The organism is Serratia sp. JKS296 (genome assembly GCF_900215445.1).
Lineage (GTDB): Bacteria > Pseudomonadota > Gammaproteobacteria > Enterobacterales > Enterobacteriaceae > Serratia > Serratia marcescens.
Map to the genome: position 1 here is coordinate 380145 of NZ_OCMX01000001.1, position 12891 is coordinate 393035.

At 55.3% G+C, this 12891-nt stretch carries 7 protein-coding genes, 2 tRNA genes and 4 rRNA genes; 12 read left to right on the forward strand and 1 reads right to left on the reverse strand.

Annotated elements, in window-relative coordinates:
* Positions 1–15 precede the first annotated feature (15 nt).
* Genes CRO23_RS01875 through aroE form a run of 3 tightly spaced genes read left to right on the forward strand, consistent with a single transcriptional unit; the run spans position 16 to position 1968 of the window.
* The gene (locus CRO23_RS01875) at positions 16–561 is read left to right on the forward strand and encodes a DNA topoisomerase family protein (protein WP_025304489.1); all 546 of its coding nucleotides are present in this window, start codon (positions 16–18) and stop codon (positions 559–561) included.
* A gap of 7 nt (positions 562–568) precedes the next feature.
* The gene (gene tsaC, locus CRO23_RS01880) at positions 569–1138 is read left to right on the forward strand and encodes an L-threonylcarbamoyladenylate synthase type 1 TsaC (RefSeq protein WP_016930312.1); all 570 of its coding nucleotides are present in this window, start codon (positions 569–571) and stop codon (positions 1136–1138) included.
* A gap of 11 nt (positions 1139–1149) precedes the next feature.
* Complete coding sequence (gene aroE, locus CRO23_RS01885; RefSeq protein WP_049299065.1) at positions 1150–1968, forward strand: shikimate dehydrogenase; 819 nt, start codon at positions 1150–1152, stop codon at positions 1966–1968.
* A 40-nt stretch (positions 1969–2008) separates the two neighbouring features.
* Here the strand turns inward: aroE and CRO23_RS01890 are convergent, their stop codons facing one another.
* Positions 2009–2551: a gamma carbonic anhydrase family protein gene (locus CRO23_RS01890; RefSeq protein WP_004929699.1), complete on the reverse strand. Its 543-nt coding sequence runs from the start codon at positions 2549–2551 to the stop codon at positions 2009–2011.
* 506 nt (positions 2552–3057) lie between these two features.
* Between CRO23_RS01890 and CRO23_RS01895 the strand changes: the two genes are divergently transcribed.
* The 9 genes from CRO23_RS01895 to aceA all read left to right on the forward strand — a co-directional run bounded on the left by CRO23_RS01895 (position 3058) and on the right by aceA (position 12832).
* Positions 3058–4599: ribosomal RNA gene (locus CRO23_RS01895) — 16S ribosomal RNA — on the forward strand.
* A gap of 88 nt (positions 4600–4687) precedes the next feature.
* Positions 4688–4763, forward strand: a tRNA-Glu gene (locus CRO23_RS01900).
* 239 nt (positions 4764–5002) lie between these two features.
* Positions 5003–7910 (forward strand): 23S ribosomal RNA (locus CRO23_RS01905).
* Between the two features lie 103 nt (positions 7911–8013).
* A 5S ribosomal RNA gene (gene rrf / locus CRO23_RS01910) occupies positions 8014–8129 on the forward strand.
* Between the two features lie 14 nt (positions 8130–8143).
* Positions 8144–8219: transfer RNA gene (locus tag CRO23_RS01915), tRNA-Thr, on the forward strand.
* A 45-nt stretch (positions 8220–8264) separates the two neighbouring features.
* Positions 8265–8380: ribosomal RNA gene (gene rrf, locus CRO23_RS01920) — 5S ribosomal RNA — on the forward strand.
* The 16S, 23S and 5S rRNA genes sit together here with 2 tRNA genes alongside, the layout of an rRNA operon.
* Before the next feature lie 200 nt (positions 8381–8580).
* Positions 8581–9510, forward strand: a complete 930-nt coding sequence (gene metA, locus CRO23_RS01925) for a homoserine O-acetyltransferase MetA (protein ID WP_004936623.1) — start codon at positions 8581–8583, stop codon at positions 9508–9510.
* 374 nt (positions 9511–9884) lie between these two features.
* Entirely contained in the window at positions 9885–11483 is a 1599-nt protein-coding gene (aceB, locus tag CRO23_RS01930) for a malate synthase A (RefSeq protein WP_016930307.1), read from the forward strand.
* Between the two features lie 41 nt (positions 11484–11524).
* The gene (gene aceA / locus CRO23_RS01935) at positions 11525–12832 is read left to right on the forward strand and encodes an isocitrate lyase (protein ID WP_016930306.1); all 1308 of its coding nucleotides are present in this window, start codon (positions 11525–11527) and stop codon (positions 12830–12832) included.
* Positions 12833–12891 lie beyond the last annotated feature (59 nt).

The window sequence follows — 12891 nt, forward strand, 5'->3', positions numbered from 1 at the left end:
CGCATAGAAGACGTTATGACAAAAAACGCGATTTTTGCCGCCAGGCAAAATGAACCCTGTCCGGAATGCGGGGCCGAGCTGGTGATCCGTAGCGGTCGCCACGGCCCTTTTCTCGGCTGTTCCCAGTACCCTGAATGCCAATATATTCGGCCGCTGAAAGCACAGGCCGATGGCCATATCGTCAAGGTGTTGGACGGGCAACCGTGCCCGAAATGTCAGGCGACGTTGGTGCTGCGCCAGGGGCGCTATGGCATGTTTATCGGCTGCAGCGATTATCCGCAGTGCGATCACACTGAAGTGATCGATAAGCCTGATGAAACCGCCATTACCTGTCCACAGTGCGGCCAAGGCAAACTGTTGCAGCGCAAGTCGCGTTACGGCAAGGTTTTCCACTCCTGCGATCGTTACCCGGAATGCCAGTTTGCTCTCAACGTTAAACCCGTCGCCGGTGAATGCGCCTATTGCCATTATCCGCTGCTGATGGAAAAGCGCACGGCAAAAGGCCCCGTCCTGTGCTGTGCCAGCAAGCTGTGCGGGAAACCCGTTGCGACTACAGAATAATCACATCATGAATTCAGAATTAAGCCCGAACCTTTTATCTATCATCGATGCTTTGCATCAACAGCAGGTGATTGCCTATCCCACCGAAGCGGTATTCGGCCTGGGTTGCGATCCCGACAGCGAACAGGCGGTCAATGCGCTGCTGGCGTTGAAACAGCGGCCGTGGGAAAAGGGGCTGATTCTGATCGCCGCCGACTATGCGCAGCTTAAGCCTTATATTGACGACAGTACGCTCAGCGAACAGCAGCGCGCGACGATGTTCGCCAGCTGGCCTGGGCCGGTAACCTGGGTGTTGCCTGCTCGCCCGGAGACGCCGCGTTTGTTGACCGGGCGTTTCAGTTCACTGGCGGTGCGCGTCAGCGATCATCCGTTGGTGCAGTTGCTGTGCCGGCAGTACGGCAAGCCGCTGGTGTCGACCAGCGCCAATCTCAGTGGGCTGGAACCGTGCCGCAGCGCGGATGAGGTCACACGGCAATTTGGCGAGGCTTTCCCGGTATTGGCCGGCAAGGTAGGCGGCCGTCTTAATCCTTCCGAAATCAGAGATGCTCTGACCGGCGAACAGATCCGTCAGGGCTAGAGGAAATGGGCATGGAGAAGTTTGCGGTATTTGGCAACCCTATCGGCCACAGCAAGTCGCCGCGAATTCATGCGCTGTTCGCAGCCCAGACTGACATAGAGCATCCTTATGGAACAGTGCTGGCACCGCTGGACGGTTTTGAAATCAGCCTGCAGGAATTTATCCGCGCCGGAGGGCAGGGGGCGAACGTCACGGTGCCTTTCAAGGAGCGAGCTTATTCGGCTGCTTCTGAGCTGAGCGAACGTGCAGCGATGGCCGGGGCGGTCAATACCCTGAAGGTGTTGCCGAATGGTGGCCTATTGGGGGATAACACCGACGGCATCGGTTTGCTGACCGATCTGCAGCGTCAGCAATTGATCCGGCCGCAGGATCGCATTCTGCTGGTGGGCGCCGGCGGCGCGGCGCGCGGCGTGATCCTGCCGCTGCTGTCTTTCGGCTGCCGGCTCACGATCACCAACCGCACCTTCAGCCGGGCCCAAGAGTTGGGCGACGCTTTCCGGCATCTGGGGGAGATCTCGGCGGTGCCGATGGATCAATTGGGTCAACAAGCTTTTGATCTGGTGATCAATGCGACGGCATCCGGCATCAGTGGAGAGATCCCGGCGTTGCCTACGGGCGTAGTCAACGCGCAAACCCGTTGCTATGACATGTTCTATCAGCAGGGCGTCACGCCGTTCCTAGCCTGGGCGCAGCAGCAAGGGGCAACGGAATATGCCGATGGGCTGGGCATGTTGGTGGGGCAGGCGGCGCATGCTTTCCTGCTTTGGCACGGAGTGATGCCAGAGATCGAACCGGTATTACGCCAGCTGCGCAGCGAACTGGCGGCATAAATCCCCTACCCCGTTCTCTTTATAGGGAACGGGGAGCCCGTCAGATGTCTTCCGACAGGTATTCATCTTTCCAGCGTACATAGTTGTTAGAAGAATAAAGCAATCCCTCCAACTCGGCGGCGGTCAAAGGCCGAACCTGGCGTGCCGGGCTACCCATATAAAGATAGCCGCTGGCCAGGCGTTTGCCCGGCGCTACCAAACTGCCGGCGCCAATCATCACATCGTCTTCTACGACTACGCCGTCCAACAGGATCGATCCCATACCGACCAGCACCCGGTTGCCGATGGCGCAGCCGTGCAGCATCGCTTTATGGCCAACGGTCACGTCTTCTCCAATAAGCAGGGGATAACCGTCGGGGTTATGTTCGGAGCGATGAGTCACATGCAGCACGCTGCCGTCCTGAATATTGCTGCGCGCGCCGATCTTTACCGCATTGACGTCACCGCGAATGGCGACCAACGGCCAGATGCTGACGTCATCCGCCAGATCGACGTCACCGATCACCACGCTGGAAGGATCGATCAAGACGCGTTGACCGAGTTTGGGTGTGTATTGAAGATAAGAACGTACTGCATCGGACATGGTGCTTGCCTCACGTCGGGATCATATTTACCGGCAATACTAGACCCTGGCGATGGAATTACAACCAGTCGCCGCGCCGGATCCTGCGGAAAATGGCCCTGATCGCACAAGATCCACCCGGAAGGGCTGAAAAGTGTGCAAACGGAAAGAAAAGATCAAAAAAGGGGTTGTGCAAAAAACTCGGATCCCTATAATGCGCCTCCATCGACACGGCGCAAGTGATTCACTTCACACAGCGGCCGGGAAGAAAGAGAAAAAATCCTGAAAATTAGGGTTGACTCTGAAAGAGGAAAGCGTAATATACGCCACCTCGAGTTAGCAAGCGAAAGCGCCTAACTCACTGCTCTTTAACAATTTATCAGACAATCTGTGTGGGCACTCCACAAGACGATATCCAGCATCTTCGGATGCAAAAAATATCAAGTCTTGAAGAGTGACTAACTGAAGTAAAATTCATGCAGTAAATCTTTGAGCATCGCTTCTCGAGTGGAAGCAAATCAAGCTTTTAATTGAAGAGTTTGATCATGGCTCAGATTGAACGCTGGCGGCAGGCTTAACACATGCAAGTCGAGCGGTAGCACAGGGGAGCTTGCTCCCTGGGTGACGAGCGGCGGACGGGTGAGTAATGTCTGGGAAACTGCCTGATGGAGGGGGATAACTACTGGAAACGGTAGCTAATACCGCATAACGTCGCAAGACCAAAGAGGGGGACCTTCGGGCCTCTTGCCATCAGATGTGCCCAGATGGGATTAGCTAGTAGGTGGGGTAATGGCTCACCTAGGCGACGATCCCTAGCTGGTCTGAGAGGATGACCAGCCACACTGGAACTGAGACACGGTCCAGACTCCTACGGGAGGCAGCAGTGGGGAATATTGCACAATGGGCGCAAGCCTGATGCAGCCATGCCGCGTGTGTGAAGAAGGCCTTCGGGTTGTAAAGCACTTTCAGCGAGGAGGAAGGTGGTGAACTTAATACGTTCATCAATTGACGTTACTCGCAGAAGAAGCACCGGCTAACTCCGTGCCAGCAGCCGCGGTAATACGGAGGGTGCAAGCGTTAATCGGAATTACTGGGCGTAAAGCGCACGCAGGCGGTTTGTTAAGTCAGATGTGAAATCCCCGGGCTCAACCTGGGAACTGCATTTGAAACTGGCAAGCTAGAGTCTCGTAGAGGGGGGTAGAATTCCAGGTGTAGCGGTGAAATGCGTAGAGATCTGGAGGAATACCGGTGGCGAAGGCGGCCCCCTGGACGAAGACTGACGCTCAGGTGCGAAAGCGTGGGGAGCAAACAGGATTAGATACCCTGGTAGTCCACGCTGTAAACGATGTCGATTTGGAGGTTGTGCCCTTGAGGCGTGGCTTCCGGAGCTAACGCGTTAAATCGACCGCCTGGGGAGTACGGCCGCAAGGTTAAAACTCAAATGAATTGACGGGGGCCCGCACAAGCGGTGGAGCATGTGGTTTAATTCGATGCAACGCGAAGAACCTTACCTACTCTTGACATCCAGAGAACTTTCCAGAGATGGATTGGTGCCTTCGGGAGCTCTGAGACAGGTGCTGCATGGCTGTCGTCAGCTCGTGTTGTGAAATGTTGGGTTAAGTCCCGCAACGAGCGCAACCCTTATCCTTTGTTGCCAGCGGTTCGGCCGGGAACTCAAAGGAGACTGCCAGTGATAAACTGGAGGAAGGTGGGGATGACGTCAAGTCATCATGGCCCTTACGAGTAGGGCTACACACGTGCTACAATGGCGTATACAAAGAGAAGCGACCTCGCGAGAGCAAGCGGACCTCATAAAGTACGTCGTAGTCCGGATTGGAGTCTGCAACTCGACTCCATGAAGTCGGAATCGCTAGTAATCGTAGATCAGAATGCTACGGTGAATACGTTCCCGGGCCTTGTACACACCGCCCGTCACACCATGGGAGTGGGTTGCAAAAGAAGTAGGTAGCTTAACCTTCGGGAGGGCGCTTACCACTTTGTGATTCATGACTGGGGTGAAGTCGTAACAAGGTAACCGTAGGGGAACCTGCGGTTGGATCACCTCCTTACCTAAAGATATTAGTTCGCGTGGCGTGCTCACACAGATTGTCTGATGAAAAAGTAACGAGCAAAAGCGTCATAAAAGTACGGTGTCGTGTCCCCTTCGTCTAGAGGCCTAGGACACCGCCCTTTCACGGCGGTAACAGGGGTTCGAATCCCCTAGGGGACGCCAAGCTTCCGACCCACCCGGTGAAAGCGGCGGTCTCAAGTATCTGACGATACACCATATCTTAAAGATGACTTCCGAGTCATGTTTAAGATATTGCTCTTTAACAATCTGGAACAAGCTGGAAATTGAAACATGACGGCTGAAATTTATCCCTCCGTAGACGTATTGGGATGAAGAGTAACCTGTCATAGAGTCTTTCAAATGTTTGCAGCGCGAACGATGGAAACATCTTCGGGTTGTGAGGTTAAGTGACTAAGCGTACACGGTGGATGCCTAGGCAGTCAGAGGCGATGAAGGGCGTGCTAATCTGCGAAAAGCGTCGGTAAGGTGATATGAACCGTTATAACCGGCGATACCCGAATGGGGAAACCCAGTGTGTTTCGACACATTATCATGTCATGAATACATAGTGGCATGAGGCGAACCGGGGGAACTGAAACATCTAAGTACCCCGAGGAAAAGAAATCAACCGAGATTCCCCCAGTAGCGGCGAGCGAACGGGGAGGAGCCCAGAACCTGAATCGGCTTGTGTGTTAGTGGAAGCGTCTGGAAAGTCGCGCAGCAAAGGGTGATAGCCCCGTACACTAAAATGCACAGGTCGTGAGTTCGATGAGTAGGGCGGGACACGTGACATCCTGTCTGAATATGGGGGGACCATCCTCCAAGGCTAAATACTCCTGACTGACCGATAGTGAACCAGTACCGTGAGGGAAAGGCGAAAAGAACCCCGGCGAGGGGAGTGAAATAGAACCTGAAACCGTGTACGTACAAGCAGTGGGAGCACCTTCGTGGTGTGACTGCGTACCTTTTGTATAATGGGTCAGCGACTTATATTTTGTAGCAAGGTTAACCGTATAGGGGAGCCGTAGGGAAACCGAGTCTTAACTGGGCGATTAGTTGCAAGGTATAGACCCGAAACCCGGTGATCTAGCCATGGGCAGGTTGAAGGTTGGGTAACACTAACTGGAGGACCGAACCGACTAATGTTGAAAAATTAGCGGATGACTTGTGGCTGGGGGTGAAAGGCCAATCAAACCGGGAGATAGCTGGTTCTCCCCGAAAGCTATTTAGGTAGCGCCTCGTGAACTCATCTTCGGGGGTAGAGCACTGTTTCGGCTAGGGGGCCATCCCGGCTTACCAAACCGATGCAAACTCCGAATACCGAAGAATGTTATCACGGGAGACACACGGCGGGTGCTAACGTCCGTCGTGAAGAGGGAAACAACCCAGACCGCCAGCTAAGGTCCCAAAGTCATGGTTAAGTGGGAAACGATGTGGGAAGGCATAGACAGCCAGGATGTTGGCTTAGAAGCAGCCATCATTTAAAGAAAGCGTAATAGCTCACTGGTCGAGTCGGCCTGCGCGGAAGATGTAACGGGGCTAAACCATGCACCGAAGCTGCGGCAGCGACGCTTAGGCGTTGTTGGGTAGGGGAGCGTTCTGTAAGCCGTTGAAGGTGGCCTGTGAGGGTTGCTGGAGGTATCAGAAGTGCGAATGCTGACATAAGTAACGATAAAGCGGGTGAAAAGCCCGCTCGCCGGAAGACCAAGGGTTCCTGTCCAACGTTAATCGGGGCAGGGTGAGTCGACCCCTAAGGCGAGGCTGAAAAGCGTAGTCGATGGGAAACAGGTTAATATTCCTGTACTTGGTGTTACTGCGAAGGGGGGACGGAGAAGGCTAGGCTAGCCGGGCGACGGTTGTCCCGGTTTAAGCGTGTAGGGGGTGTGACCTGGTAAATCCGGTTGCATACTAACCCTGAGGCGTGATGACGATGCACTACGGTGCAGAAGTAGTTGATGCCCTGCTTCCAGGAAAATCCTCTAAGCATCAGGTAACATTAAATCGTACCCCAAACCGACACAGGTGGTCAGGTAGAGAATACCAAGGCGCTTGAGAGAACTCGGGTGAAGGAACTAGGCAAAATGGTGCCGTAACTTCGGGAGAAGGCACGCTGGCATGTAGGTGAAGTCCCTCGCGGATGGAGCTGAAGCCAGTCGAAGATACCAGCTGGCTGCAACTGTTTAATAAAAACACAGCACTGTGCAAACACGAAAGTGGACGTATACGGTGTGACGCCTGCCCGGTGCTGGAAGGTTAATTGATGGGGTCAGCCGCAAGGCGAAGCTCTTGATCGAAGCCCCAGTAAACGGCGGCCGTAACTATAACGGTCCTAAGGTAGCGAAATTCCTTGTCGGGTAAGTTCCGACCTGCACGAATGGCGTAATGATGGCCAGGCTGTCTCCACCCGAGACTCAGTGAAATTGAACTCGCTGTGAAGATGCAGTGTACCCGCGGCAAGACGGAAAGACCCCGTGAACCTTTACTATAGCTTGACACTGAACATTGAGCCTTGATGTGTAGGATAGGTGGGAGGCTTTGAAGCGTGGACGCCAGTCTGCGTGGAGCCATCCTTGAAATACCACCCTTTAATGTTTGATGTTCTAACTCGGCCCCATAATCTGGGGTGAGGACAGTGTCTGGTGGGTAGTTTGACTGGGGCGGTCTCCTCCCAAAGAGTAACGGAGGAGCACGAAGGTTAGCTAATCACGGTCGGACATCGTGAGGTTAGTGCAAAGGCATAAGCTAGCTTGACTGCGAGAGTGACGGCTCGAGCAGGTACGAAAGTAGGTCTTAGTGATCCGGTGGTTCTGAATGGAAGGGCCATCGCTCAACGGATAAAAGGTACTCCGGGGATAACAGGCTGATACCGCCCAAGAGTTCATATCGACGGCGGTGTTTGGCACCTCGATGTCGGCTCATCACATCCTGGGGCTGAAGTAGGTCCCAAGGGTATGGCTGTTCGCCATTTAAAGTGGTACGCGAGCTGGGTTTAGAACGTCGTGAGACAGTTCGGTCCCTATCTGCCGTGGGCGTTGGAAGATTGAGAGGGGTTGCTCCTAGTACGAGAGGACCGGAGTGAACGCACCACTGGTGTTCGGGTTGTCATGCCAATGGCATTGCCCGGTAGCTAAGTGCGGAAAAGATAAGCGCTGAAAGCATCTAAGCGCGAAACTTGCCTCAAGATGAGTCTTCCCTGGGCCTTTAAGGCCCCTGAAGGAACGTTTAAGACTAAGACGTTGATAGGCTGGGTGTGTAAGTGCAGCGATGCATTGAGCTAACCAGTACTAATGATCCGTGAGGCTTAACCTTACAACACCGAAGGTGTTTTGGTGAGACCAAGACAATATTCAGCTTGTTTACAGATTGGATTGACTGGCTTCAGTGATGAAGCGGGTTGATTAAAACGAATTTGCCTGGCGGCAATAGCGCGGTGGTCCCACCTGACCCCATGCCGAACTCAGAAGTGAAACGCCGTAGCGCCGATGGTAGTGTGGGGTCTCCCCATGCGAGAGTAGGACACTGCCAGGCATCAAATTAAGCGTGCTGATATGGCTCAGTTGGTAGAGCGCACCCTTGGTAAGGGTGAGGTCCCCAGTTCGACTCTGGGTATCAGCACCACTTTATTTAAAGTGGGTTTAGAAGTTCGGCAGAAAAAAGAATTTGCTTGGCGGCAATAGCGCGGTGGTCCCACCTGACCCCATGCCGAACTCAGAAGTGAAACGCCGTAGCGCCGATGGTAGTGTGGGGTCTCCCCATGCGAGAGTAGGACACTGCCAAGCATCAAATAAGCCAAGAGGCCATCCGAAAGGATGGCCTTTTTGCTTTCAGTACCTCTCATCCTCCCTGCCAAGATCCTGACGCAGCTCGCGCAATGAAACATTTTCACCTTTCCGCTGAATGCTCGACAGCGACGGAAAAAAACGCTATCTTCGGGCATCTAGAAGTCTAAACGTATAAATGGATATGTGAGGGTTAAGCAATGCCGATTCGTGTTCCTGATGAGTTACCTGCGGTCAATTTCTTGCGCGGTGAGAATGTCTTCGTGATGACATCCTCGCGGGCAAAAACACAGGAAATCAGGCCACTGAAAGTGCTGATCCTCAACCTGATGCCAAAGAAGATCGAAACGGAAAACCAGTTTCTGCGTCTGTTGTCCAACTCGCCGCTGCAGATTGATATCCAGCTGCTGCGCATCGACAGCCGCGAATCGAAGAACACGCCGGCCGAGCATCTGAACAACTTCTACTGCGACTTCGAGGATATCCAGAATGAGAACTTCGATGGCCTGATTGTCACCGGCGCGCCGCTGGGGCTGGTTGATTTCTGCGATGTTGCCTACTGGCCGCAGATCGAACGGGTCATTGACTGGGCCAAAAACCATGTCACCTCTACACTGTTCGTGTGCTGGGCGGTACAAGCGGCGTTGAATATCCTGTACGGCATTCCCAAGATGACGCGCGAAGTGAAGCTCTCCGGCGTTTATCCGCACCAAACGCTGCAGCAGCATGCGTTGCTGACGCGCGGCTTCGACGAAAGCTTCCTGGCGCCGCATTCACGCTATGCCGATTTCCCGACCGAGGTGATTCGCCAATATACCGACCTGGACATTCTGGCCGAATCCGAGCAGGCCGGCGCCTACCTGTTCGCCAGCAGGGATAAGCGCCTGGCATTTGTCACCGGCCATCCTGAGTATGATGCCCTGACCCTGGCCGGGGAGTATTGTCGCGACAACGAAGCTGGCCTCGATCCTGCCGTACCGCTCAACTACTTCCCCGATGACAACCCCGCACTGACACCGAAAGCCACCTGGCGCAGCCATGGCCACCTGCTGTTCTCCAATTGGCTCAACTATTACGTCTACCAGATCACGCCTTACGATCTGCGCCATATGAATCCGACTCTCGACTGATCTTTCCTGCCTGCCGGCGGCTGAATCGAGGCCGCCGCGCTGTTGATCCTCTGTACGATCCTCTTTTTACCCGCCACTTTTTCCAAAAAACCATTGGCCAACAGCGCGTTAGCCTGTCTTTGCGATTCTATTGGAACCGATTTCCTTACCCATTAGTTATGTTATTTGTTCTAACCAATTGATAATAAAGTGTTAATAAAATATTTAATAATAAAATGGAAATGGTTTTTGATTTTTATTTTTTGTTGAGTATTCTTAGAGCTATCGGGATGAGATCTGACCAGTTTAGGATCGTTTCATCCGCCCTGATCCACAGTGATTTCTGATGAAAATGCGCCGATCGCTCGGGCGCAATGATGGGAAGGAGCAAGGTCATGACGCAACAGATAGCAGGCACGGAGTTAAGGTTTACCCAGGGTTTCGCCGCTGCGGAGCGCCAGGTATTAACGGATGAAGCGGTTGAATTCCTGGCGGAACTGGTGGGGAAATTCACGCCGCGGCGCAATGAGCTGCTGGCGGCGCGTGCCCGCTGGCAGCAAAATATCGATCGCGGCGAGCTGCCTGGATTTATTTCGGAAACCAATTCCATTCGTGAAGGCGACTGGCAGATCCGCGGCATTCCGCAAGACCTGCGCGATCGCCGGGTCGAGATCACCGGGCCGGTAGAACGCAAGATGGTGATCAATGCGCTTAACGCCAACGTAAAAGTGTTTATGGCGGACTTCGAAGACTCCCTGGCGCCAAGCTGGGATAAAGTCATCGACGGTCAAATCAACCTGCACGATGCGGTTAACGGCACCATCTCCTACACCAATGAAGCCGGCAAGATCTACCAGCTGAAACCGAATCCGGCGGTGTTGATCGCTCGCGTGCGCGGCCTGCATTTGCCGGAAAAACACGTGCTGTGGCGTGATGAAGCCATTCCCGGCGGCCTGTTCGATTTCGCGCTGTATTTTTATCACAACTATCGCCAGCTGTTGGCCAAGGGCAGCGGCCCGTATTTCTACCTGCCGAAAACCCAGTCCTGGGAAGAAGCGGCCTGGTGGAGCGATGTCTTCAGCTTTACCGAGGATCGATTCGATCTGCCGCGCGGTACCATCAAGGCGACGGTGTTGATCGAAACCCTGCCGGCGGTGTTCCAGATGGACGAGATCCTCTATCACCTGCGCGATCACATCGTCGGCCTGAACTGCGGCCGCTGGGATTACATCTTCAGCTACATCAAAACGCTGAAGAATCACGGCGATCGCGTGCTGCCGGATCGTCAGTCGGTGACCATGGAGAAACCTTTCCTCAGCGCCTATTCACGCCTGTTGATCAAAACCTGTCATAAGCGCGGCGCGTTCGCCATGGGCGGCATGGCGGCGTTTATCCCGAGCAAAGACGCTGAGAAAAATGCCTGGGTGCTGAACAAGGTGCGGGCGGACAAAGAGTTGGAAGCCAACAATGGCCACGACGGCACCTGGGTGGCGCACCCGGGCTTGGCGGACACGGTGATGGAGGTGTTCGGCAACGCATTGGGCGATCGCCAGAACCAGCTGGACGTGATGCGTGAGCAGGATGCGCCGATCAGCGCCGCGCAGCTGCTGGAGCCATGCGACGGCGAACGCACCGAAGCGGGGATGCGCGCCAATATCCGCGTGGCGGTGCAGTACATCGAAGCCTGGATCTCCGGCAACGGCTGCGTGCCTATCTATGGGTTGATGGAAGATGCCGCGACGGCGGAGATCTCCCGTACCTCTATCTGGCAGTGGATCCACCATGAGAAGAGCCTGAACGACGGGCGCCCGGTCACCAAGGCGCTGTTCCGCCAGATGTTGCAAGAAGAGATGTTGGTGGTGCGTGAAGAAGTAGGGGAAGCGCGCTTTAACGCCGGCCGGTTCGAAGAGGCGGCGCGCCTGATGGAGCGCATCACCACGCAAGATGAATTAATCGACTTCCTGACGTTGCCCGGCTATGCGCTGCTGGCCTGAACTTTCCCAATCAACCCTACATGACTGAAAGGATAAAAATTATGTCTACCTCTCGCTCTCAACAGATCCAGCAGCTGGAACAGGAATGGAAATCGGCCCGTTGGGAAGGCATCACCCGCCCTTACAGCGCCGAAGACGTGATCAACCTGCGCGGTTCGGTCAACCCGGAATGCACCCTGGCGCAAAACGGCGCCGCCAAACTGTGGGCGTTGCTGAACGGCAAGGCGCGCAAAGGCTACGTGAACTGCCTGGGCGCGCTCACCGGCGGCCAGGCGCTGCAGCAGGCCAAAGCCGGCGTCGAGGCCATCTACTTGTCCGGTTGGCAGGTGGCGGCCGACGCCAACAGCGCGTCGGCCATGTACCCTGACCAGTCGCTGTATCCGGTGGACTCGGTGCCGAAGGTGGTCGAGCGCATCAACAACACCTTCCGCCGCGCCGATCAGATCCAATGGGCGAACCAGATTGAGCCGGGCAGCAAAGGCTACACCGATTATTTCCTGCCGATCGTCGCCGATGCGGAAGCCGGCTTCGGCGGCGTGTTGAACGCCTTTGAGCTGATGAAAGCGATGATCACCGCCGGGGCCGCCGGGGTGCACTTCGAAGATCAGCTGGCGGCGGTGAAGAAATGCGGCCATATGGGCGGCAAAGTGCTGGTGCCGACGCAAGAAGCGATCCAGAAACTGGTCGCCGCTCGCCTCGCGGCCGACGTGCTCGGCGTGCCGACGCTGGTGATCGCCCGTACCGACGCCGATGCGGCCGACCTGCTGACGTCCGATTGCGATCCGTATGACAGCGCCTTCGTCACCGGCGAGCGCACGGCGGAAGGCTTCTTCCGCACCCATGCCGGCGTCGAACAGGCGATCAGCCGCGGCCTGGCTTATGCCCCTTACGCCGATATGGTGTGGTGCGAAACCTCAACGCCGGATCTGGATGCCGCTCAGCGCTTCGCCGACGCCATTCACGCCAAATACCCGGGCAAGCTGCTGGCCTACAACTGCTCGCCGTCGTTCAACTGGAAGAAAAACCTCGACGACCAGACCATCGCCCGCTTCCAGCAGGCGCTGTCGGACATGGGCTACAAGTATCAGTTCATCACGCTGGCGGGGATCCACAGCATGTGGTTCAACATGTTCGACCTGGCGCACGCCTATGCGCAGGGCGAAGGGATGAAACACTACGTCGAGAAGGTGCAGCAGGCGGAGTTCGCCGCGGTGGATCGCGGTTACACCTTCGCGTCGCACCAGCAAGAGGTGGGCACCGGCTACTTCGACAAAGTCACCACCATCATTCAGGGCGGCGCTTCTTCGGTCACCGCGCTGACCGGTTCGACGGAAGAACAGCAGTTCTGATGCGGCAAGCTTGAAGACGTTTCACCGGAGCCTGCATGCGCAGGCTTCTTTTTCTGGCG